This window comes from Lactobacillus sp. VURO6/B1 (VP7), from assembly GCF_058139575.1.
On sequence record NZ_JBVOWJ010000004.1, the window covers coordinates 15,041 to 39,865 of the forward strand.

Annotated in this window: 22 protein-coding genes and 1 other RNA gene; 21 read left to right on the forward strand and 2 right to left on the reverse strand. The window is 33.9% G+C overall.

The features are described 5' to 3' along the window. Positions 1-42 precede the first annotated feature (42 nt). Complete coding sequence (locus ACZ2M0_RS03055; RefSeq protein WP_490058537.1) at positions 43-1,647, reverse strand: APC family permease; 1,605 nt, start codon at positions 1,645-1,647, stop codon at positions 43-45. A 261-nt stretch (positions 1,648-1,908) separates the two neighbouring features. On the opposite strand from ACZ2M0_RS03055, the gene ACZ2M0_RS03060 reads away from it, so the two are divergent. The 15 genes from ACZ2M0_RS03060 to ACZ2M0_RS03130 all read left to right on the forward strand — a co-directional run bounded on the left by ACZ2M0_RS03060 (position 1,909) and on the right by ACZ2M0_RS03130 (position 16,468). Next, positions 1,909-2,637: a YebC/PmpR family DNA-binding transcriptional regulator gene (locus ACZ2M0_RS03060; protein WP_045927859.1), complete on the forward strand. Its 729-nt coding sequence runs from the start codon at positions 1,909-1,911 to the stop codon at positions 2,635-2,637. Positions 2,638-2,970: 333 nt separating this feature from the next. Beyond that, positions 2,971-3,945, forward strand: coding sequence for a competence type IV pilus ATPase ComGA (comGA, locus tag ACZ2M0_RS03065; protein WP_490058481.1), 975 nt, complete (start codon positions 2,971-2,973; stop codon positions 3,943-3,945). Next, entirely contained in the window at positions 3,911-4,915 is a 1,005-nt protein-coding gene (locus ACZ2M0_RS03070; RefSeq protein ID WP_462984469.1) for a type II secretion system F family protein, read from the forward strand. The genes comGA and ACZ2M0_RS03070 overlap by 35 nt, the downstream gene beginning before the upstream one ends. 9 nt (positions 4,916-4,924) lie before the next feature. After that, a complete protein-coding gene (gene comGC, locus ACZ2M0_RS03075; RefSeq protein ID WP_315984347.1) occupies positions 4,925-5,263 on the forward strand; it encodes a competence type IV pilus major pilin ComGC in 339 nt (112 codons plus the stop codon). After that, entirely contained in the window at positions 5,253-5,675 is a 423-nt protein-coding gene (locus ACZ2M0_RS03080; protein ID WP_490058482.1) for a pilus assembly FimT family protein, read from the forward strand. The genes comGC and ACZ2M0_RS03080 overlap by 11 nt, the downstream gene beginning before the upstream one ends. Continuing rightward, a complete protein-coding gene (locus ACZ2M0_RS03085) occupies positions 5,665-5,940 on the forward strand; it encodes a hypothetical protein (protein ID WP_223902915.1) in 276 nt (91 codons plus the stop codon). Before ACZ2M0_RS03080 ends, ACZ2M0_RS03085 begins: the two co-directional genes overlap by 11 nt. 10 nt (positions 5,941-5,950) lie before the next feature. Then, positions 5,951-6,439, forward strand: a complete 489-nt coding sequence (locus tag ACZ2M0_RS03090) for a competence type IV pilus minor pilin ComGF (RefSeq protein WP_490058483.1) — start codon at positions 5,951-5,953, stop codon at positions 6,437-6,439. Between the two features lie 184 nt (positions 6,440-6,623). Further along, positions 6,624-7,625 (forward strand): class I SAM-dependent methyltransferase, encoded by a 1,002-nt coding sequence (locus ACZ2M0_RS03095; RefSeq protein WP_223902913.1) that lies wholly within the window; start codon positions 6,624-6,626, stop codon positions 7,623-7,625. A gap of 43 nt (positions 7,626-7,668) precedes the next feature. Next, complete coding sequence (locus ACZ2M0_RS03100) at positions 7,669-8,853, forward strand: acetate/propionate family kinase (protein ID WP_223902912.1); 1,185 nt, start codon at positions 7,669-7,671, stop codon at positions 8,851-8,853. Between the two features lie 295 nt (positions 8,854-9,148). Beyond that, positions 9,149-9,514, forward strand: a transfer-messenger RNA (tmRNA) gene (gene ssrA, locus ACZ2M0_RS03105). A gap of 425 nt (positions 9,515-9,939) precedes the next feature. Then, positions 9,940-10,155 (forward strand): hypothetical protein, encoded by a 216-nt coding sequence (locus ACZ2M0_RS03110; protein WP_223901936.1) that lies wholly within the window; start codon positions 9,940-9,942, stop codon positions 10,153-10,155. Between the two features lie 707 nt (positions 10,156-10,862). Beyond that, positions 10,863-12,053, forward strand: a complete 1,191-nt coding sequence (locus ACZ2M0_RS03115; protein WP_490058484.1) for an MFS transporter — start codon at positions 10,863-10,865, stop codon at positions 12,051-12,053. 277 nt (positions 12,054-12,330) lie between these two features. Then, positions 12,331-13,110 (forward strand): MurR/RpiR family transcriptional regulator, encoded by a 780-nt coding sequence (locus tag ACZ2M0_RS03120; RefSeq protein WP_490058485.1) that lies wholly within the window; start codon positions 12,331-12,333, stop codon positions 13,108-13,110. A 75-nt stretch (positions 13,111-13,185) separates the two neighbouring features. Next, positions 13,186-14,625 carry a glycoside hydrolase family 1 protein gene (locus ACZ2M0_RS03125; RefSeq protein WP_490058486.1) on the forward strand — a complete coding sequence of 480 codons (1,440 nt, stop codon included), beginning with the start codon at positions 13,186-13,188 and terminating at the stop codon, positions 14,623-14,625. 1 nt (position 14,626) lies between these two features. Continuing rightward, a complete protein-coding gene (locus ACZ2M0_RS03130; protein ID WP_490058538.1) occupies positions 14,627-16,468 on the forward strand; it encodes a glucose PTS transporter subunit IIA in 1,842 nt (613 codons plus the stop codon). Positions 16,469-16,661: 193 nt separating this feature from the next. On the opposite strand, the gene ACZ2M0_RS03135 is transcribed toward ACZ2M0_RS03130, so the two are convergent. Next, complete coding sequence (locus tag ACZ2M0_RS03135; protein WP_490058487.1) at positions 16,662-17,540, reverse strand: LysR family transcriptional regulator; 879 nt, start codon at positions 17,538-17,540, stop codon at positions 16,662-16,664. 145 nt (positions 17,541-17,685) lie between these two features. On the opposite strand from ACZ2M0_RS03135, the gene glpK reads away from it, so the two are divergent. The 6 genes from glpK (at position 17,686) to ACZ2M0_RS03165 (ending at position 24,787) form a co-directional block, all read left to right on the forward strand. Further along, positions 17,686-19,203, forward strand: a complete 1,518-nt coding sequence (gene glpK, locus ACZ2M0_RS03140) for a glycerol kinase GlpK (RefSeq protein ID WP_046331936.1) — start codon at positions 17,686-17,688, stop codon at positions 19,201-19,203. A 31-nt stretch (positions 19,204-19,234) separates the two neighbouring features. Beyond that, entirely contained in the window at positions 19,235-20,980 is a 1,746-nt protein-coding gene (locus tag ACZ2M0_RS03145; RefSeq protein WP_490058488.1) for an FAD-dependent oxidoreductase, read from the forward strand. 234 nt (positions 20,981-21,214) lie between these two features. Beyond that, positions 21,215-22,183: a mannose-6-phosphate isomerase, class I gene (manA, locus tag ACZ2M0_RS03150; protein WP_490058489.1), complete on the forward strand. Its 969-nt coding sequence runs from the start codon at positions 21,215-21,217 to the stop codon at positions 22,181-22,183. A gap of 32 nt (positions 22,184-22,215) precedes the next feature. Then, positions 22,216-22,611 (forward strand): SdpI family protein, encoded by a 396-nt coding sequence (locus ACZ2M0_RS03155; protein ID WP_223901930.1) that lies wholly within the window; start codon positions 22,216-22,218, stop codon positions 22,609-22,611. After that, positions 22,608-23,327: a response regulator transcription factor gene (locus tag ACZ2M0_RS03160; RefSeq protein ID WP_198179474.1), complete on the forward strand. Its 720-nt coding sequence runs from the start codon at positions 22,608-22,610 to the stop codon at positions 23,325-23,327. Before ACZ2M0_RS03155 ends, ACZ2M0_RS03160 begins: the two co-directional genes overlap by 4 nt. An 8-nt stretch (positions 23,328-23,335) precedes the next feature. Continuing rightward, entirely contained in the window at positions 23,336-24,787 is a 1,452-nt protein-coding gene (locus ACZ2M0_RS03165) for a sensor histidine kinase (RefSeq protein WP_490058490.1), read from the forward strand. Positions 24,788-24,825: the final 38 nt, after the last annotated feature.

A 24,825-nucleotide genomic window follows, 5' to 3' on the forward strand; every position in this document is an offset into this window, starting at 1 on the left:
AAGCAGAAATGTTACTGGCAACGTTTCTGCTTTTGTCTATATTTATTTAGTTGTAATGGGTTTTCTTTTACCAACTAACCAGCAAATTAAAATTGCACATATCGTTTCAATAATAATCAAAAAGATATTGATACCAATTTTTACCTGGCCAAAATTAATAACCGCATTATTGAATAAAGCATTTTTTTCACCTAAATAAAGGTCAAAGATAATGGAACCAATGATCAGGATGAACATAGTGATCCATTGTCTGCGATTAAATGCGATGCCGTATTCTTCTTCACGACGCCTAATACTTGGTAATATCACTCCCAAGCCGATTAAGACAATAATGGCAACGATGTTGATAATTAGTTCATACCACCAATAACCGCTGAATTTTTTAATATCTTGTGGGGCAATGCCTAAGATAGTAGCTGCAGCAGTAACTATTAATAAAAATAGTCCTGCAAGATATCCTAATTTATCGTTTTTAATAAAGACATAGTCTGAAGTAAACTTTTTAGAGTTTTTCCTAATTTGCATGAAGGAGAAAAATATCCAGCAAGTTACTCCCGGTGAGATAATGCCATTCAGGTTTAGCAGCCAATTGAAAATGTCGTTCATGTCTGGTAAAAAGATACCTAAGAGCATGATAAATGCCGATAAAGAAACGGTTAATACGTAACCATTGATCGGCAGACCATTTTTATCTTTTTTCTGTAAAAATTTAGGCATGTACTTATCACCAGTATCAGAAATGAGCATTCTGGTCATCGCGTCGAGTAGCACTGCTAATAAAGCAGCGTTGTAGAAAACAGAAGTCCAAGCCCAGACATAAAGCAAAGTTTTGCCTAAGCCGTATTGGTGTCCGACCATGTCAAATACGTAATAAGCTCCGTTCATTTTTAAATCGTTGGGAATATGATAACTGTTAAAATATATTCCCAGTGCAAATGAACCAAAAACTGTTAAAAAAATAGTCATTAAAGCAAGTGCAATCATTGCTTTAGGAAAATCAGACTTAGGCTTTTTCATTTTGGTCACATAAGGAGCAACCAGTTCACAGCCATTTAAGGCATAAATGAGCATTGCGATAGTTGTCCAATAATGCATGTCAAATTTGGGAATTAATGTCCGCCAGGTAAATGGTTGGGTAGCCATATGACCTCCTGATTTTGCCAGTCCTAGAAATGCCAGGAAAACAAACATCAAGGTCATAATAAGCATGAGTCCACCACCAATAGTGGATAAGACTTCCATTGAGTGAGAAAAATAATGTTCAACAATAATGAAAATAATAAACATGGCAAATGTCATTAACGCAAATTTTGTGTTAGAAATTTGGCTTTGAAACTTTTCCGAACCTGTCAGTGCCCAACCAATGTCAACTATAATTTCATTAGCAGAATCAACCGCATAGGGAATGGAAGCAGCCCAGTAAGTCCAGGCTGTAAAATATCCCAGAAATTCGCCATTAGTTCCACGAACCCAAGAAGATAAACCGCCACCTTCACTGTTGAAAACAGATCCCAGTTGCCCAACCATTAAAGAATAAGGAATAACATAGAATAAACACATGATAATCCATGAAGTAACAACTGGCATTCCTTGGTTTTGGAAGTTGTACATTATATCGTCTAACCCAATAACGGTACAAAAAGCCATCAAGGTTAAAACGGGCCAAGAAATATATTTTTTGTTTGCATTTATTTCTTCCACTAAAGTTCTCTCCTTTGAAAAACAACTAATGTTTTTATTTTACTAATTAAATAAAAAGATGACCAGAGGCTAGAGAAACTTATTTTAATGAAAGCACATTCATATTTAATTAAAAAAGCAGGAGAAATAGTTGCTTGTATTGAAATTTATGGTCCTGTGCGGTAAGATAATAACGTTAATGATAAGAAAAGAAAGAAGGATTCTTAAATGTCAGGACACTCAAAATGGCACAATATTCAAGGCCGCAAGAATGCACAAGACGCAAAGAGGGGTAAGATTTTCCAAAAATTATCTCGTGAAATTTACATGGCTGCAAAGAATGGTGGTCCTGACCCTTCCGGAAATCCTAACTTGCGCATGGTAATGGACAAGGCCCATGCTAACAATATGCCTAAGTCAAATATTGACCGTGCTATTAAAAAGGCAGAAGGCAATTCAGAAGAACATTATGATGAAATTACCTATGAAGGTTATGCACCAGGTGGTGTGGCTATCTTTGTCGAAGCTTTAACTGATAATAAAAATCGGACAGCTTCTGCAGTCAGAGTAGCGTTTACTCGTAATGGTGGTTCTTTAGGAGCAACTGGTTCTGTTGCTTATATGTTCAATCGTAAAGGTTATATTGTCATTGACCGCACAACTACTGATGCTGATGAAGATCAGATGTTACTTGACGTTATGGATGCTGGTGGAGATGACTTGCAAACCAGTGATGATGCTTATGAAATTTATACAGATCCAAAACAATTTGCGCAAGTTCGTGATGCACTTGAAAAAGATGGCTATAAGTTAGCCAACGCAGAATTGACAATGATACCTGAAAACACAACACCTGTTCCAGAGGATAAAAAAGAGCAATTTGACCATTTAGTTGATGCTCTGGAAGATGATGATGATGTTCAGAATGTTTATACGGCTGCAGCTGACGAAGAATAAGAAAATATTCATTTAATTTAATGGGTTCTCTAGAATCGAAAATTCGGTTTTAGAGAATTTTTTTATGTCTAAAATTATTTTTCAACTTCTCTGCTTTGTCTTCTTTAATAAGTATGTTTTTAAATCGTATTATGAATGAGTATTTAATGAGTAAAAGCAGCACTAACGTACGGCTTTTTTGTTTGAGTAAATAAAATTTAATCAAAGCCTGAATAATTTCTGATATCTATTTTATAAATTTAATTGTGAAGATTCCCAGTCTTTTTTAAATATATCTGAAAAAAATTTGCTTTTTTGCGTAATTAATTATGGTAGCAAGGAAAGGAGGTTTTTATGAAAATCAAAGCAGCTGTTAATTCTTTAATTGAAGATGCGATAAATGAGCATGCGAGCGACATTTTCTTTTTAATAGTTGGTGATAATTTAGTTGTTAAATTTCGCACAATAACTGGCTTAGAAAATCAAGCTGAATATTCCATAAATGAAGGCAAAGAAATGATCAATTTTTTGAAATTTGCTGCACAAATGGATATTGCCGAACATCGCAGGCCACAGGTAGGAGCTTTTGAGTATCATTTTCATGATCAAATATATTATCTGCGTTTATCCAGTATTGGAGACTTTAATGACTGTGAATCACTGGTAATTAGAATTATTTATCAAATAAACACAGGTGAATATTTTTTTGATGAGCAAATAGAAATTCTGAAAACTTTGGCGCATCAAAGAGGATTAATAGTCACTAGTGGTCCAACTGGCTCTGGTAAGACTACAACTATGTATAACTTGGCCAAAATGATTGGTCAGAATCAGATGGTCATGACAATTGAAGATCCAGTGGAAATACATGAAATAAATTTTTTGCAAACGCAGGTTAATCTCACGGCAGAAATTACATATTCCAGGTTGCTTGAAGCAGCTTTGCGTCATAGACCAGATATTTTAATAATTGGTGAAATTAGAAATGCGATAACGGCAAGGCTTGCAGTAGATGCTGCTTTAAGTGGTCATCTTGTTTTAGCAACTGTCCATGCTAAAAGTACTTTGCAGACCATTTCGAGATTAGAAAGTCTGCAGATTAACACGGCGGATCTCTATAACTGTTTAACCGCGGTCAGTTATCAGCGACTATTGCCAACTGATAAAGGTTTTGCCTGCTTAATAGACATTGATAGTGGAAGCCAATTACAAGCGGACATAAGCAAGCATAAGCGAGGTGATTATGTTAATTGGCACCAAAATTTGGTCAAGCTAAAGGAGAGGAATCAAATTAGTGAACAGGTCTTTGAAAAATTTCAGGCAGGATAAATTATCAAATAAAGAGCGCTTAGAATTTCTTGAATATTTACAAAATAGTTTGTCAAATGGCTTTTCATTAAATACGAGTTTGGAAATGATGCCAATAATATGGCCTCAAAAGAAAATTTTATTTAATAGTTTGAGTAAAAGAATTCAGTCTGGAAAGAAACTAAGTTCTGAAATGTTGAATTTGGGCTTTCCCAAGACTATTGCTACTCAGATTGAGCTATCGATGGTACAGGGAAACCTAATTGAATGTTTAACCCAAATTGCAACTCTTACTCGTTTGAAACATGAGCAAATAAAAAAGTTGAAATCTGAAATGACATACCCTTTTATTTTAGTGTTAATGATGATTTTTCTTCTATTATTTATGCAGACTTTTGTATCTAAGCAGTTTGCTGAAACAGGTGAACATACTGGAGACTATCTGCTATTGCTTTTATTAATTTTGAGTTTAGGCTTAGTTTATTTTATGAGCAGAATACTTCTGTTACTAAGAAAACAAGATTATCGCTCTTTGAAGAGACTTAGTGGCTTTCCAATTATCGGGCCGTTAATTCAAATTTATGTGAAATATATCCTGATCTATGATACCGGACTACTACTAGCTAGTGGTTTTTCCTTACAAAAAATTTGTGACTATTCAGCCATGCAAGTTAAGGGATCTTTACAACAATATGTAGGGAAAAAAGTCGGTAGACAGCTGGCTCAGGGGATGAATCCTGAAGAAATCATAGAAAAAGAACAATTTTTACCTAATGAAATTTTATTGCTGTTAAAAGCCGGAGCAACAAGAGATGACTTGAGTAAAAAGTTTTTATTATTAGGACGTTCTTTTTTTAATGATTTAACACAAAAGATTGAGAAATTAATAGTAAATGTTCAACCCATTTGTTTTATTTTAATCGGTTTATGCATTATTGGATTATATTTGAAACTTTTATTGCCAATGTATGCAATGATGCAAGAAATATAGGAGGAAAAAGTGAAAAACATTTTGACAAAATTTACACCTAAGAAACGCAAGGTAAAAGGGTTTACTTTAATTGAAATGGTAGTAGTGGTTGCAATTATAGTTATGCTGCTTATAATCATTGCACCAAATTTAACAAAGCAAAAAAATAGTGCTAAAGAAAGGACTAATGATGCTTTTAAAACAACCTTGCAAACTCAAGCTACACTTTACGAAGATGACAAAGATCGTAATGGTAAAGAAATTAATTTTCAAAATATGTTTGATGATGGCTATTTAACTAAAAAACAATTTACAAAGTCTAAAAACTATACGGTTACTGATGGTGTAGTTGAAAGAAATGCTAAATAAGTTCAAACTGCAGGGTTTTACTCTAATTGAAATGGTTGTTACCCTAACTATTACGCTTGGTTTAGCCAGCTTAGGTGCTATAAAAATAAATGAATATAGAGAAAAGCTTATACTGGAAAATACAGTTGAAGAAATTAAGAGCTCTATTGAACATGCAGCAAGAAGATCAGCAATACAAAATCGCACAAGTATAGTCAGATATTATCCTCCGTCAAAAAAATTGATAATTATTGGTGGAAAAAAGCCGCAGATAATAAAAATGAAACCACAAATAAGTATAAGCAACTTAAGTCTATTGAAAATTTCAATTAGTGGCTCATTACCACCTCACACAATCACTGTTTGTAACCATCAATACACTCGAAGAGTGAAGTTGCAAATGACCTGGGGACGAGCAATTGATGGTAAATAGGAAAAAAAGCGGCTTTTTGATGATGGAGAGCATGATTAGTCTAATGATTGCTCTAATGGGTGTCACGACCTTAGCATTAACTGTCAGAGAAAGTAGAATAATCGAGCGCAGAATAGAGCAAAAAACTGATCGAGCATATGCTTGGCGCGTTTTAAAAGAGCATGAAATAAAAAGAATATTAGTTCATGATCACATTTATGAGCTTAATGGTAAAAATAGCATTTATGATAAGACAGAAGAAAAGATATACAAAATTAAAACCTAAAGGCTTTATTTTGGCAGAAGCTGTGTTTGCGGTCTTTATAACATTGATCGTAGTACTGATTCTACAGAATTTATTAAAAAGTCTTACATTAGCAAATAAAGTTCAACATCGCACTGACGACATTGTATTTTCTTACGTGCAGCTAAACCGATTTATTAAGGGTAAAGATAGCCAAAGAGTATTTACTTTACCAGAGAGATCCAATTCTGAAAAGGCTGTTTTTGAAAAAATTGATGCGCAAGGAAACGATACAATATATCGTTTGGCACAATATAAAAAGATGTTACGTGTGACTACTCCTGAAGGTGGACACATGCCGCTATTATTAAATGTAAAAAAGTCCAGTTTTACCACTAGAGATAAAATGTTGCAAATAAATGTTACGGAAGCAGATGGCAGAAAATCAGAGTTATATTTCAAATTTGGCACTAGACCAAAAAATAAAGAGAAGGAATTAAATGAGCAAAAACAAAAACAAAAGCCTAAGACTAAAAGCTAACGCGTTTCTTAGCAGCATTCTGGTATTAATCACTTGTTTAATTTTTATTCAATTTTATCTGGATATTTATCAAGAAAGTATGGAAAATGATTTTTTATTAATTGAATATTTAATTAATGATTGATTCTCTTGCTCTAATTGCCTTTCTTCTATTAAAATGTTTAAGAGATAAGGGGAATAAGCAATGGATAATATAGAAAAACTGTTTAATAATTTCTTAGACTGTGTTAACTGTTTACAAGAGGCACTGAATGTCTCATTTGGTGAAGCTCTGACAGAAACTTTTGATAATCTCGAAAATAATCAAATTAAGGTTGAGCTGGGAGCTCCCGACAAAAAAACGGTTCAAAAATTGAGTCAAAAATATGCAAAATTAAATTATAATGAACTTTCCAATAATTTAAAGTTGCAGATCTTTACTTATTTAACTTTAAAAGCGGTTAATGAAGATGGACTAGATGTCAATCAAATGCCAACACCGCCAGCGATTTCAACAGTGATTGCAATGTTTATGTTAAAACTTTTACCAAAAGAAAAATTGATAATCACTGATCCAGCAATTGGAACTGGGAATTTATTATTTTCTGTGATTAATCAGTTGAAAAGTGCAAATCATTCGAAGTCTGATTTTGAACTTTATGGTATTGATAATGATGAAGAAATGTTGAGCTTTGCTGATATCGAAGCTCATTTGAATGATATTGATATCGAAATGTTTTGTCAGGATGCTTTAACTCCATGGATGTTTAAAAGCCCTGATGTTGTAGTAAGCGATTTGCCAGTTGGCTATTATCCACTTGATAAAAATGCCAAAAATTTTGCTACCAAATCTGAAAATGGTCATTCGCTTGCTCATCTTTTATTTATTGAACAGATCATTAAAAATCTTAAAGCCGGTGGTTATGCTTTCCTAATTGTGCCTCAAAATATTTTGTCTGGCAAGGGTGGTAGTGACTTTATGCCATGGCTAACTGATAAGGTTTTTCTGCGTGCAATAATTGAGTTACCGGACAGTGCCTTTCAAAATAAATTTAATCAAAAATCAATTATAGCCTTTCAAAATCATGGAAAAGATATCAGAAATAGTGAAGTTTTTCTCACAAAGTTAGACTCATTTAAAAGTGAACAGGACCTAATAAAGCTTAATGTTAAACTAAATGAGTGGTATACTAAAAACATTGATTGATTTGTGAAATTTATAAAGTCATGTTTATGGAGGAATTAGATTTATGAAAAAAGTTTTAGCAATCAACTCAGGCAGTTCTTCATTTAAATATAAGTTGTTTGCTTTACCTGAAGAAAAGGTTTTAGCAAGCGGACTTGCTGACAGAGTTGGTATTGATGGCTCTTCCTTTGAAATTGAATTGGCTAATGGTGAAAAACACGCTGAGGATGTAGCAATTCCAGATCAGGAAACTGCTGTTAATTTGCTGCTTAAGGCTTTAAAAGAATACCATGTGATTAGCGATTTGAGTGAAATTGTAGGTGTTGGACATAGAATAGTTGCAGGAGGAGAAGACTTTAAAGATTCTGCTCTGATTGATAAGAAAAATCTACAAAAAATTTATGATTTAAAGGAATATGCACCACTTCATAATCCAGCTGAAGGTAAAGGAATTGAAGCTTTTATGAAATTGCTGCCTGGTGTTCCTGAAGTAGGCGTTTTCGATACCTCATTCCATCAAACTTTAGACCCAGTTCACTATATGTACTCAATTCCTTATCATTATTATGAAAAATATGGTGTTCGTAAGTATGGTGCTCATGGTACTTCTGTTCGTTATATTGTAGGACGCGCTGCTCAGATGTTGGGTAAAGATGTTAAAGATTTAAGGTTAATTGTTTGTCACCTTGGTTCAGGTGCATCCATCACTGCAGTTAAAGATGGTAAGTCTTTTGATACATCTATGGGCTTTACCCCATTGGCTGGTATCACTATGGGTACACGTTCAGGTGATGTTGACCCATCTGTTTTGCAATATATCATGAATAAAGACCATATTGATATCAATGAAATGATAGATATTTTGAATGATAAATCTGGCCTGTTGGGAATTTCTGAAATTTCTTCTGATATGCGTGATCTAGAGAATAATTCTGATAAAAAAGCTGATCTTGCAAGAGCAATTTTTGTTAATCGTGTTATCCAATATATTGGTTCTTATATGGTGGAAATGAAGGGCGCAGATGCAATTATTTTCACAGCAGGTGTGGGAGAGCATGATTCAGGTATTCGTGAGAACGTAATGAAATCTTTTGAATTCATTGGCTTAAAGCCTGATTTAGAAGCTAATAAATCCAATGGCGAGAAATTTATTACTAAACCAGATTCAAAGATTAAAGCTCTAATTATTCCAACTGATGAGGAATTAATGATTGAACGTGATGTAGTTCGATTAGCACATTTAAATTAATAATAGTAGACAAATGGATGAACCGTTAAGAAACTTTCTTAGCGGTTTTCTTTTGTTTTGACTTTTTTATGGTAGGCAGAGTTTCCTAGTATTTCTATAACCAATATTTCATAGTAATTCAGTGCGCAGTTAAGACAAAATACTATATATTTTATAATAATTTTTATCAGGTATAATTATTTGTGCAAATAAACGCTTAAAAATAATCTTTAATCAAATTAATGTTATAGTTCTGTATTTGAGTTAATATTAGGCAAGATTGCTCTATTATGTTATAATTATTGTTACCAAAAGCGGGGGTGTTTTGGGATTCGACAGGCGTAGATTCGCATTGACTGCGGTTCGTAGGTCACGTCTACGTAAAAACGTCACAGTTTTATAACTGCAAATAAAGAAAATTCTTACGCATTAGCTGCCTAGTTTAGGCGCATGTGTTGCTTGTTTTCGGATTACTCACGTCTGAATTCAAGTATCAACTTAGTGAGTTACGTTTAACTACCTCATCTGAATAGTTAAAAAGAGTCATTTCAGGTTAGCTAGTCCATACTAGCCCTGTTATATGGCGTTTTGGACTAGTGAAGTTCAAATAATGTAACTATGATCGTAGATGTCAGTGACGGAATGCGTTTGGACAGGGGTTCAATTCCCCTCACCTCCATAAATATTTAAATAAAGCCCTATGAATAAAGCATTCATAGGGCTTTATTTTGTCTTCGCACGGCATAAAAGAATAAATAATCTAAATATTTTATTCTTTGAATATGGAAACCAAAGTGAAGTGTTTGTTAATAGATAACAATTCATTTTTTGATAAACATTTTCTGTGAAAGATCATTCAGTAAAAATAATATGAAGCAATTAATCGTGTAGCAAAAATGCTTATTAACTATATAGACAATGGAATCAATAGAGTCTTATGATAAAGGGGAAGCAGTAAAAAACAATAAGTAAGTGTTATAAAATGAAAAAAGTGAAAATAAATGTTACTTGTTATTCACTGAGTATTTAAAAATGATGATTTACAAGCTTATCTATTACCGTATCAAAATTATATAAAAATTGTTTGATGACTAAGAAGTTGATGAAATGGATCCACATAAAATGACATTGCAAGAGTTAGGAAAACATTTTTACGGTAGAACTGTTCAATTTAAGTTAAAAAATGGTAAAACGAAAACAATGTTTGTCCAAGATATTATGAATGAAGAAGATGATGAACCGAAATTAACTTTTATTAGAGGTTCTGAAGAAAATGAAGTTCGCATCTCAGAAATTGTGACTGCATGTGAAATCAAGAAATAAAATTTTAATCAAAAAAATGACCTCCAAATATTTTATGAATTTTGAGGTCACATTTTGAAATAATTGTATTTTAATTGAATAGTTTAATTTTAGTTAGTTGTATTAAAGTTTACCATTCCACTTGTAATTATAAATCCACTTATTTAAAATCCAATCAAATTAGGTAAAGACCTTTTTGTCTTAATACCTGTTCAGATGTTTTATCAGCAGGAGAATAACTATTATTTAGTAGTTCTGATATATACCAAGAATTATATTTGACACAGGTTACAATTCTTATAATTAGTCCTATAATTCCAAAAGAACAAAATTCAAGTAATTGAATAATTCCAAAAAGAATGGCAAACTTCTAGTCTCCTCTGAAGATTGGTACCCACGCACCAAAGAAAAGGGCTGTCCAACTTGCCCCAACTTTTACCTGTTTTATTACTCCTTTTTTATCACTTTTTAAATTTGCTTTCATTATTACACTCTTTAATTTTTACCTTAGATTTTAGGTCGCTAGCAAGATGGACAAATCTTGAGAAAATCTGCTATTCTATTTATATATATTTATTATACTAAAAATAAATCAAAAAACGATCTGATTTAAAAACTATTTTACTAACAATAAAACTACTTAAATTAATTTGAACTTAAAAAAGGCAAATTATGTGCGTTTTAATAGTTAAGTACATAGTCTGTCGTAAATTTGAAAAGAATTGACAATGAAAAATTTAACACAAAAAAACAAACTACTTTTAGGCTATGCCATTTCAGGACTGGGTGATCAATTTTACACTTTTGCAATTCCACTGCTGATGCTGTCTAGAACTCATTCATCAGTCATAATGGGACTGTTGACTGCAGTTGAATATCTGCCCACAGCATTGTTTGGACTAACAATTGGGCCCATTTTTGATATATACTCTCGTAAGAAAATCATGCTCTTTTCTTTAATAATGCAAATGGTGCTAATTATAATTGCACCATTTATGGTTATAAAAAACATTTCATTATATTGGCTTTTATTGGTAGTCTTTATACTTGGTACATTTGATTTAATTACTTGGACCGGATATCAAATTTTCATAGCCGAGTCGGTTAAAAAAGAAGAACTTTCATCTGTTTCAGGACAAATGGGATTAATTTCATCGATTCAAAAAACTTTTGGTCCAGGTATTGCAGCTGTCATTATTAATTTAATTAATTATATTGGTGGCTTTTTACTGGATGCCTTAAGCTTTGGTTACTTAACTTATGTTATTAAAGATTATGAACCTTTACATACAGAAAAAAAGTCAGTAAAGGGTGAAAAGTCTTTTAATAAAAGTGCAAAAGAGGGAATCACCTTTTTATTTGCACATCATGATATTAAATGGCTAATCGCAAGTTTTTTTGTGGCAAACATTGGCTTTCAAGCAGTTGTTCCCATGCTTACTTTTTTGTTAAAACAAGAAATGAATGTTTCTGTTAATTTGGTCAGTATCTTTTTCACGGTAGCAGCGATTGCAAGTATTCTAGGCAATTTTATTTATTTACGTATTAATAAAAACATGAGACTTGGTACGCAAATGATTCTGATTGCTTCACTTATAATGATCGGTTTCATGATCATGCTCAATGTTCAATCTTACTTTTTAGTCACTTTTGGTTACGCAATGGTTTCGTTTGGTAGCGTCTGGTCGCAAGCCAACTTCTTTACTGTTATTCAAGCAGAAACTCCATCTAAATTTAAAGGAACAATAACTTCGATTTCAACTTCGTTAACCAGGATTATAGGGCCAATTATGTCACTAATTAGTGGTTTTCTAATCAAAGCAGAAGTCCATTCAATATTTATTGTTGCCGCTGTCTGTATGTTTTTTTCAATGCTTATAACTGTAGTTACTGGTTTAGGTAAATTAGGAAAGCTATGAAAATTATTATTTTGTCACTAAAAAATATTTTATTAAATTCCAGTAAAGGACTAACCTCTAATTTAGATTAGAGATTGTCCTTTTAATGTTACCCTGAATTTTTTTCTTAAAAATCCACACATAGAATAGTGGCTAAAGTTTCATATTCTAAATAAAGATTTGATCGGCTTATTAATCTATAAATTTAGTTTTAAATATTTGGTATTATAGGTAAGAGGGTTGTGTTTTTTGTATACTTTGATATGTTTTTCATTCAGAGAATAAGAAGGGATATTAAATGAATCCAGTCCAAGCGAATATTTTAGGAAACTTGACGAAAACTATTAGTGTTGATTCAAGTGACGTAGATACAATTTTAGCTAAGTACTTTATTAGCCATTATTATGATGCAAAAGAATTTAATATCTATACAATCGCTGAGAAATGTAACGTATCTCGATCCAGCATCAGAAGATATTGTCAGCGAATAGGTTTTGAAAATTTTTTTAATTTAAAAAAGGCAATGATTGAAAATAATTCTAAGGGGGACGTAGTTACTGATTCTGCTTACAGAAAAAACTTAACTTCAGAAATTCTTGCTATTATACGAGAGTTGGATAATCGAATGAATACTGATGAAATAGGCAGGATAAGTAAAAGAATAAAAAATTCTTCTAATTTTTACATACTCGCAGAAAATACTGAAAATAATGTTTCCAAGGAGTTCCAAATCGAATTAGCAAGGTGCGGAAAAATAGTTTTTCCAATAACAACAAAAGCACAATTTTTACAAATAAAAGAAAATTTCCAAAAAACAGATTTAATATTTTCTATTTCCATTACAGGAAAATACGCAGAAAAGATTGGTGATTATGTTAAAAGCTGCCCTTCAAAATCAATCTTAATAACCTGTAATAGACTGAAAGAATTTACAAATAGATTTACGTACGTATATTTTATGAGTCATGTTGATCAAACCGCTAATGCTCAAATATATAGAGAATTTGGTGTCCCTTACTTCCTTGCAATTTTGGCTAATAATTACAGGAATCTTTTTTTGAACCCTATGGATAAATAGGGTTCAAATGCTGATGCGCCTTGCTTCCCAGTCAAATCTATAATTTGGATAGATGAGGAAGAGAGGAAGATAGATATGAAAAAGTACATTGAAAAACCGATATTTCCAAAAGGATTTTTATGGGGAGGGTCATCATCCTCATGGCAAATTGAAGGAGCAGTTGAAGAAGACGGAAAGACTTTATCTTTAATGGATTTAAACTCAAGAAAGAAAAAGCCCTATGCCGATGACACATATGCTTCTGATCATTATCACCACTATAAGGAAGATATACGTTTGATGGCCAAAGCAGGTCTAACATCCTATAGATTCTCAGTATCTTGGTCTAGAATTTATCCAACTGAAGATGGTAAATTGAATCAGCAAGGAATAGATTTCTATAATGATTTAATTAATGAGTTATTGAGATATAATATTACGCCAATTGTTACCATTTACCACTATGATATGCCGGTATGGATAGACCAAGAATATGACGGCTGGTATGGCAGAGGGATAATAAAAGAATTTGATAAATATGCCAGAACGCTTTTCTCTGAATTTGGCGATCGTGTCAAATATTGGCTTTCAATTAATGAACAAAATATGCAAATTTGCTACGGTGATTGGTTGGGCATAGACAAGCATCCGAATACATGGTTTAAGGACAAATGGAAAGTTAACCATGTTATGAATTTGTGCCATGCTAAAGCAGTTATTGCTTGTCATGAATTAGTTCCTGGTGGCAAAATTGGGCCTGTTCCTGGATATGTTCCTATTTATCCTTATTCATGTAATCCGCAAGATCAAATTGCTGCTATGAATGCCGAAGAACTAACAGAAAAAGTGTGGGATGATCTTTATGCGCATAGAGAATACAATGGTTTTATAAAAAACTATTGGAAACAATATCAAATTAATCCAGATATTCGTCCTGGAGACATGGACTTAATAAAACAAGCTAAAATTGACTTTTTTGGTTTAAATTGTTACAGGTCAAATACAGCAAAATATTGTTCTCAAAATGATACATCTCAAGCATACATACTCAATAAGACTGGTAAAAAGGGTGGATTAATATTCCCTAAAGTTCCTGGCCTATATCAATTGGTAAGAAATCCTTATGTTGAGTACACGGATTGGGATTGGGAAAAAGATCCTGTTTCTTTAAGATATATGTTGCGTTATGTTTGGGATCATTATCAATTGCCAATGATTATTACTGAAAACGGTTATGGAGAACATGAAAAAGTAAGTGATGATGGAAAAGTTCATGATCCAGAAAGAATAACCTTTTTGCGCGAACAAATTAAACAAGTTGGTTTAGCAATACAAGATGGCTGTAAAGTGTTGGGATATAACCCTTGGACTTTTTTAGATGTGCTAAGTACAGGTAATGGCATGTCAAAACGATATGGCTTTGTTTATGTTAACACTACCGATGAAAAGAAACTTGATTTTAGAAGAATACCTAAGGATTCATATTACTGGTATTCAAAGTTAATTAAGTCAAATGGAGAAGATTGGGGTGAATAACATGCTCAGCTATAAAAGTTTGGCGAAACAAATTTATGACAATGTTGGAGGAAGTAAAAATATTGAAAATATAAATCATTGTGCTACGAGACTACGTGTACGTGTTCATAATGTTCAAAATATAAATGATATAGCAATTAAAAATATAGAACAGGTGGCAGGCACTGTAAATCACGGAAAAGAATATCAAGTAGTTATCGGAACAGATGTAGCAAACGTTTATAACGAAATTATTAAGATTAATGGTACTATCGATAAAACAGATCACCAAAGCCATGAAAAAACAGATAATATAAAAAATACTAATTTTTCTTGGTCAAATCTTGGGCATACTATAATTGACTTTATATCAGGTACTTTTGTACCAATACTAGGAGTTTTAGTTGCTGCTGGATTGATTTCCGCAGTTTTAAATATTGGAACATCATTTTTTGGATTAAGTACCAAGAGTGGGACTTACACAGTTTTATTTGCTATTTATCAAGCAGGCTATTTCTTTTTACCTCTTTATTTGGGGTACAGTGCAGCCCGAAAATTAAATCTGAATCCTATGATGGGTGGATTTTTAGGTGCTGTTTTAGTATATAAAACTATTGATTCGGCAAAAGGTTTGAGCTTTTTTGGATTACCTATTCCACAAATACAATATAATACCTCTGTAATTCCTGTTTTGTTGGGCATTATCTTTATGAAATTGGTTGACCTAGTTTTGGAAAGGGTGGTTCCGAAAAGCATTAAATTTTTCGTAAACCCTTTAGTTACAATGCTAATTGTTGTTCCAATAACTTTATTATGGTTAGGTCCTCTGGGGTTTCAAATTGGTTCTATTATTGCTAATATTTTAAAATTTATCAATTTAAAATTTGGCTGGTTTTCTGTCGGAATCATTGCAGCGATCACTCCATTCCTTGTTATGACTGGTACCAATCAGGCCTTATTTCCAATTTGTATTGCAGCCGTTTCAACTACTGGATATGATGCCTTCATTCTTCCTGGTATGTTAGCTGCTAATGTGGCAGTAGGTGCATCAGCTTTGGCTGTAGCTGTATATAGTAATAATAGTAAAGAAAAACAGTTAGGCCTCTCTTCTGGCCTGACAGGTTTAATGGGTATAACGGAACCAGCATTATTTGGTATCTTAATTAAAAATAAAATTGCATTTTTAAGCACAATGGCTACTTCAGGTTTAGTTGGAATTTTAGCAGGATTTTTGGGATTAAAACAATATGCAATTGTTTCACCTGGAATTGCAGCTTTACCAACTTTTATACACGCAAATAATGGACAAATGGATATGAATCTATGGATTGCAATATTAGTTCTTTGTTTATCAGCTTTATTGTCTTTTGGCTTAACTTTATTTTTTGGCAAAAAAGACCAACGAAAAGCTACAAATAATATATATTTACCAGTTAAAGGAAAAATTATCCCTTTAAGTAACGTAAAAGATGACATGTTTTCAAAGGGTATGCTTGGAGATGGTTTTGCTGTTATACCAGAAAGTGAGGAGATTTATAGTCCTGTAACTGGCGAGGTAACAATGATTGCAAAAAGTAAGCACGCTTTAGGATTAAAAACCCAAGATGGTACTGAAATTTTACTTCATCTGGGAATTGATACTGTTGATTTAAATGGTGAACCTTTCAAAGTAAAAGTAAAAAAAGGACAGCAAGTAAAGCATGGAGATATTCTTGTTGATATGAATTTGAATATGATTAAGGCGAAAGGAAAAGATCCAATAGTTATTGTTGTTTTAACTCAAAAAAACAAAAAAGTTAAAAATAAAAACTTTTCAGTTAACAATTTTGAACAAGACGTTGGTCAAATACTTTTTAGCGAGTAAAGTTATAACACTGGCAACCTGCAAAAACTTCAGCAAGTTGCTTTTTGTTTTTTATAAATAAGATGTTCTAATTTTATATACATTTATTTCAAGCTCAGGCATTTTTACAAAGAAAGAAAATAATTCTGTAATAAATAACATTATTTTAAACCTTGTTAACAACAATAATAATCATATGATTTAAAATAAATTATTAATCTACTGATAAAGAACGATTTAAAATATTACAAATAGCTGGATTTTTATATATCGCAACAACATCGTATTTTAGTTTAGGCAAGTTGGGCAAAAAAGTAACATGATTATCATACATTTTCGGCAGTGGCAGTTCTTCCGGATAAATTGCCATGCCATGATTCAACACAACGTTTGCTAGAGCAGCGTCGAAACTATCTAGGTAAATTATTTGGTCATAACTGATATTCATTTTATCCAGAATATTTTTAATTTTTGTTTGTACGTCATTATTATCAGTAGCAGTCCATTTTTGTAAGAAAAGGGGCTGCTTTTTTATAGCCTCTTTCTTCAGAATGCCTTTTTGGTCAATAGCCTTTTTATTCAACAAAATGCCGAAATTGGCAGTGCCAACTTTTCTAACATGGATATTTTTAATTTTACTGACGGCAGTGGAAAACCCAATCAATACGTCATAATCGCCTGCATCAAGTTTAGGGATGCTAGCGGCAAAATTTTCAGTATCAAGTTGTAATTGTAAATCAGGATTGTTTTTTGCAAGAGAATGTGCCAGTTCAACAGCCCAATAATCAAAAGCGTGCAAATAATGTATTCTTAACGTTTGAAAAGAATTGTTCAACTGACTGATTTTTTCGCTAAATTCGTAATATTTGTTTAGCACGGGCACTGCACAATGGTACAAATTAATTCCGGCTAAAGTGACCTTAAAATGGGAAGTTGACCGATCAATTAGCTGAACGCCTAAGTCTTTTTCTAAATTTTTAATCGCATTGCTAATTGCGGTTTGAGAGACAAAATTTCGTTTTGCAGCAGGGGTAAATCCTTGAGTTTCAACTACGTCAATAAAGTACTTATATGTTAATAAACTGTATTTCATCGCACTATGTCCTTTTGCTTATAACTTTAACTAATAAGTTATTATCATTATATGTTAGCGCTTCCCAAAAAGCGAGGGTAAAATTGAATTGTAACGACAGTTACCTTTACTAAATTAGTTTTAAGACTAAAAAGGAGAAAGTATAATGGCTGAAAAATATATTTTAGCGATTGATGAAGGTACTACTAGTACAAGGGCAATTATTTTGGACCATTCTGGTAAAAAAGTAATTGACTCACGGAAAGAGTTTAATCAGTATTTTCCTAAACCTGGCTGGGTAGAACATGATGCCAATGAAATTTGGAACTCAGTTTTATCCACAATTGCCAATTCATTTATTAACTCAGGGATTAAGCCCAACCAAATTGCGGCTATCGGTATCACCAATCAGCGTGAAACGACTGTTATTTGGGATAAGAAGACCGGCTTGCCTATTTACCATGCAATTGTATGGCAATCACGGCAGACTTCAGATATTGCCGATAAAATTATTGCTGATGGCTATACAGATATGATCCATGAAAAAACGGGACTAATTCCTGACGCCTACTTTTCAGCTACCAAAATTCGCTGGATTCTTGATCATGTTCCAGGAGCTCAAGAACGTGCAGAAAACGGTGAATTATTGTTTGGTACTATTGATTCATGGTTAGTATGGAAATTAACTGGTGGCAAAGTCCATGTCACTGATTACACTAATGCCAGCCGGACAATGCTTTTTAACATTACCAAACTGGATTGGGATGATGAAATACTTAAGTTATTAAACATTCCAAGGAAAATTCTGCCTGAAATTCGGTCTAATTCTGAAATATACGGTACTACGGCTGAATTTCACTTTTATGGTAGTCAAGTACCAATTGCCGGCATGGCAGGTGACCAGCAATCAGCTTTGTTTGGGCAGTTAGCATTTGAGCCGGGAATGGTTAAAAACACCTATGGCACCGGTGCATTCACCGTTATGAATACTGGCGAAAAACCTAAATTTTCAGCTAATAATTTGTTAACTACTGTGGCTTATGGCATAAACGGCAAAGTAAATTATGCTTTAGAAGGTAGTATTTACGTAGCTGGTTCAGCTATTCAGTGGCTGCGTGATCAACTGGGCATTATTGATGACGCTCCTCAATCAGAAGAAGCTGCCAAGCGCTCAAAAGATAATAATGAAGTTTTCGTTGTTCCTGCTTTTACCGGTCTAGGTGCTCCGTACTGGGATTCTAATGTCCGAGGTGCTGTTTTCGGTCTGACTCGGGGAACAACCAGTGATGACTTTACCAAAGCCACGTTACAGTCTTTGGCTTATGAGAGTCGTGATGTTATTGATACGATGCACGAAGATACTAAAATTCAAATTCCAAAATTAAAGGTTGATGGTGGTGCTGCTAATAATGACTATTTAATGCAGTTCCAAGCTGATATCTTGGGTATCGAAATTGAGCGTGCTGCCAACCTCGAGACAACGGCATTAGGTGCAGCTTTTCTTGCTGGTTTAGCAATTGGCTTTTGGAAGGATTTTGATGAAATCAAGAAAATTCAAAAAGTAGGTAAAACCTTTAAACCGCAAATGAGCAGTGCAGAAAGAGATCACCTTTATGAAGGCTGGAAATCAGCTGTTAAAGCTGCTCAGAGCTTTTCATATAAGCCATACCAGAAAAACAATTAGAAATTTTTATTAAAAAGAAAGAGGCCAAATCATGGCGTTTTCAATTGAAACCAGAAAAGAAGAAATTGAACGTTTAAAAAATGAAAAATTAGATTTGCTGGTTATCGGAGGCGGTATTACCGGAGCAGGCGTTGCTCTTCAGGCCAGTGCAGCCAAAATGAAGACAGGCTTGATTGATATGCAAGACTTTGGTGGAGGCACTTCATCAAGGTCTACCAGACTTGTACATGGTGGTATTCGCTATCTGAAGACTTTTGATGTCCAAGTCGTTTCTGATACAGTCAAGGAACGTGCTGTTATCCAGCATATCGCTCCACATATGACCCAACCCGATCCTATGATTTTGCCAATTTATGACGAACCAGGGACAACGTTTACTATGTTCTCGGTAAAAGTAGCGATGGATCTTTATGATCATTTAGCAGGTATTGAAGGAGATTCACCTTTAATTAGATATGCCAACTACATGATGGATAAGGAAGAAACCTTAAAACGAGAACCACAATTAAATAGTGAGAACTTGCAGGGTGCAGGTGTTTACTTGGATTATCAAAATAACGATTCCCGCTTGGTAGTAGAAAATGTTAAAAAGGCCCATGAATTAGGGTGTCTAGCTGTTAGTCGCCTGAAGAGCATCGAAATTTTACATAATGATCAAAAACAAGTTAATGGTGTTCGTGTTCATGACAATTTAACTGGTGAAGAATTTGAAATTCATGCCGATGTTGTTATTAACACTTCTGGGCCTTGGTCAGATTTGGTAAGACAAGAAGATAAAGAAGTTTACAAAAAACCGCGTTTGCGTCCTACAAAAGGTGTCCACTTGGTAGTTGACCAGTCCCGCTTGACTGTGCCACAGCCAACATATTTTGGTTCAGGTACTGCTGATGGCCGAATGATTTTCACTATTCCTCGGGAAGGTAAAACCTATTTCGGCACAACGGATACTGACTTTACGGGTGATTATGCTCATCCTACTGTTGAACAAAGCGATGTAGACTACTTGTTAAATATCATCAATAAAAAGTATCCTGCTGCTCATTTAACAATTAATGATATCGAAGCCAGCTGGGCTGGTGTACGTCCTTTAATCGAAGTAGAAGTTGAAGGTAACGAAGCTGCAGATGCAGCAACTGGTGCCAGCGTTTCTGACAGTACTTCAGCGCCATCTGCCGTATCACGTGGTAGTTCGTTAACTGAAGCAGAAGATGGGTTGATCACTTTGGCCGGCGGTAAGTTGACAGATTACCGGATCATGGCTAATGGTGCAATGAAGAAAATCCAGCAAAAATTTCATGACGAGTTTTCTAAAAACTTTACCTTGCAAGATTCAGCTGAAATTAAAGTTGCTGGTGGTGATTTCGATTCTGACAATGCAGAAGCAGAACTTGCTCGCATTGCTAAAGATGGTGTGGCTGCCGGTCTTGCAGCTGATGATGCAAAAGAGATTGCAAACTTATTTGGTTCTCAGGCGGAGCAAATTTATGATTATGCCCAAACAATCAAACCAGAAAAAGGATTGAGTATTGGTGAAACTGCAGCTCTTGATTACTCGCTGGCAGAGGAAATGACATTAACACCAGTTGACTATCTATTAAGACGTACTTATCATATTTTATTCAAGAGTGATACTTTAGACCAAGTAAAGAATGGCGTGATTAAGCGCATGTCTGATTATTATGGCTGGGATAATGCTCAAAGAGAACAATATGAAAACGAGTTGGAGCATGAGATTGCAGAATCAAGACTGGAGGGATTGAAGAGTAAAAGAAAGTAGCAGATAACAATAAAAATAGTAGTAAATTATTCCCCATCTAAAAACCTGTCAAAACAATATGACAGGTTTTTTCTTTGGTGTTTTCTAAGCAATATATTAAAATAAATGAAATTATTAAATATAAGTATTTTATTCGGAAACCAGCTCTTAAAATAATAACAATTGTTTTCATATTTGAAAAAATAGTTTTAAATTTATACTTTAAAAGATTAAACTAATAGTGAGGTGATCATAATGGAGCCATTTTTTCTTACCCCGTATTTTAGACCCAAAATTTGGGGCGGGCGCAAATTAAAAACTATTTTTAATTACGACGTACCTGATGGTAAAGTAGGAGAAGCTTGGGTTATTTCCGGCTATAAGGATGATGCTTCAACTATTACAAACGGCGACTTCGAAGGACAAAGTTTACGTAAAGTATATCATGAAAACCCGGAACTATTTGGTAACCCCAAGAGTGAGGAATTTCCACTTCTCGTTAAGTTTTTGGATGCCAATGATAATCTATCTGTGCAAGTCCATCCCAATGATGAATATGCTCGTAAAGTAGAAAATGACAGTGGAAAAACCGAAAGCTGGTATGTGTTACAAGCGGATCCAGGATCATATCTAATATATGGTCATACTGCTAAAACACGCTCAGAACTTGCTGATATGATTCACAAGGGCGAATGGGACAAATTATTGCTCAAGGTTCCCGTTAAAGCCGGAGACTTTTTCTATGTTCCTTCAGGAACAATTCACGCTTTGACTAAAGGAATCTTAGTCATTGAAACGCAACAGTCAAGTGATGTTACCTACCGTTTATATGATTACGATCGTGTAGATCAAAAAACTGGCAAAAAAAGGGAGTTGCATACACAGAAGTCTATTGACGTCACTCAAGTACCTCATGTTGATCCTAAACTTAAAATAACAACTAGTGAAAAAGAAGATGCCATCATTAAGACCTTGGTTAAGCCGCCACTGTCTCCTCATTTTTATTTGTGGCAAATAGATTTAAACGGCCAGTGGCATACCGGCTTAAATAAGCATCCTTTCTTATTAGTAACAATTATTAATGGTTCAGGTACAATTGAGTGTGAAAATAAAATTTTTAATTTATCTATTGGCACAAATATGATAATTCCGAATAATATTAAGGAATTTAAATTTTCAGGAAATATGAAAATGGTTATTTCTACTCCTGGCAATCAGGATTAATTCTTAAGTCTTAAGATGGAAAGGAAAAGAGAATGATTTATATTGCATGCGGTTCGATTATTATGGTAGTTGGACTGTTATGGCTGATATCGCCTCCCAAAAGACCACGTCCATTTTATAGTTATTATTCCTACTTGGCCCAAGTTAATAAAGCTAGTTTTAAATTTGCTCAGCATAAGGCAAGTTGCTATTTTATTATATTTGGTTTAATCCAATTAGTATTAGGGATTGGAATCCATTTACTTAAATGGGATCGATATTTTTTACTTTGGCTACTGACATTTTATCTTTTCATTATCTTTCCAATCATGGCTACGGAAAAAAGTTTAAAAAGCTTTTTGCAAAAACGTCATGAATTGCCAGCAGATTACATAGATCCTGACAAAGTAAAAAAGGAGAGAACAAAAGGATTTAGGGACCGAAAATGAAACTGAAAATTTTAATGGTCGAGGATGATCAGTCAGTTGCAGAAATGATGGAGATGTTCTTCGAAAAAGAAGGATGGACCACGGATATTGCAACTGATGGAGAACAAGCCGTTAAAATGTTTGCTAAAAATCCAGATCAGTATGATTTAATAACATTAGATCTTAACTTGCCAAAAAAAGATGGCATAGAAGTTGCTAAAGAAGTTTGTGCAATTTCACCTACCATACCAATTATCATGTTGACTGCTAGAAGCAGTGAAGAAGAGCAAATCCAAGGATTTAATGCTGGTGCTGATGACTATGTGTCTAAACCATTTAGTCCACTAGCTTTAATAGCCCGCATCAAGGCTTTACAACGTAGGATTAGAATTGATGATAAGCAGGAACAAACGAAAGCGGTAAAAAATACTGAAAAATTTGATGTCGAAACTGATCACATAAAAATTTCTAAAAGCCGGCGTGAGGTGCTTTATGATGGTCAATATGTTGAAAATATTACACCTAAAGAGTTTGATTTACTCTATACCATGGCACAGAAGCCCAAACAAGTATTTTCTCGTGAACAATTGTTAGAGTCTGTCTGGGGTTATGATTATTATGGTGAAGATCGCACCGTGGATGCACATATTAAAAAATTGCGCCAAAAATTGGAAAAAGTAGGTGCAAATGTTATCCAAACCGTTTGGGGCGTCGGCTATAAGTTTGATGATTCGTAGGTTTTAACATGAAGTTAATTTATCAGCATATGCTTAGTTTTTTACTAATCATTCTTACTACGGTATCAATAATCGGTTTTTCTGAAATAAATAATACAACTAAACAATCATATGAATATAATTATCAGAGAATGGAAGATTTTGCTTCAGCTTTAGGCACACTAGCCGCAAGCGATGAAAAAAAGGGCTCGGCCATGTTAAACCTCAAATTTTTGCATAAATTAGAATTCGTCCTCCATAGTGATAGGGTGTATCTTAGTGTTTTTGATAAGCAAGGTGCTCAGATTTATCCTGAGAAAAATGACGACATCCACCTAACTTCAAAGAGGGTTCTGCAATTAAAGCAGGGAAAGAAACTTCACATCAAAAATAATAATGAAGCACTTTCCAGCTTGGGGCATAAAAAGGATGCCTGTACTGGTGTCCTTTTACCGTGGAAAGACAAAGGCAAATTTATTGGGGCAATTTGGTTAGGAGTCCGGGTGGCCAAGGTTGAAAGACCGGTGACAATAGCCAAGCAAAATTTGTTTAGTGCTCTTGTCTCGGCAATAATTGTGGGTTTGATGCTTAGCTTTATTCTTTCTTTTTATGCAACTGACAGAATAAAAAAGCTATCACTTGCCACTAAAAAAGTTGCTGCTGGTGATTTTGATGTCCAAACAAGCTATAGCGGAAATGATGAGATAACTCAGCTTGCTGATAATTTCAATCAAATGGTTCGCGCTTTAAAAAAATCAAACCAAGAGCTTAAGGAGCAAGAAAAAAGGCGTGATCAATTTATGGCTGATGCGGCTCATGAAATGCGAACCCCTCTGACTACTATTAATGGTATTTTAGAGGGCTTGCAATATGATGCCATTCCTGATAAAGCAAAGCCTAAATCTATTGCCTTAATGAATAGGGAAACTAAGCGTCTGATCAGGTTAGTTAACGAAAATTTGGATTATGAAAAAATTCGTAATAATCAAATAAACCTAGTTAAAACCACTTTTAATGCTAGAAAAACGCTAGACGATGTGACAATGCAGCTTAAACAAAATGCTGCCAAGGTTAATGACACAATTACTATCAATGCACCAAGAGATTTGCCTATCTATGCTGATAAAGATCGTTTTACTCAAATAATGGTTAATTTGGTTCAGAATGCAATTCAGTTTACTTCTGATGGCGAAATTCAAATAAGTGGCTACCGCGTTGCTCATGCAACAACTATTGTTGTTGAGGATAATGGTATTGGGATGAATCAACAACAAATCAAATATGTTTTTGAAAGATATTTTAAAGCTGATCCTTCTCGTAGCCGCTCTGGCAAAGGAGAATATGGCTTAGGCTTGTCAATAGTTTCTTCTTTGATCAAACAACATGGTGGCAAAATAAGTGTGCAGTCAGAAATAAATCAGGGGGCTGAATTTACAATTATTTTATTTGATCGTGGATATGAACAATACCTCGAAAATTAAAAAAATCATTTCCAAGTTCGGAAATGATTTTTGTTTTG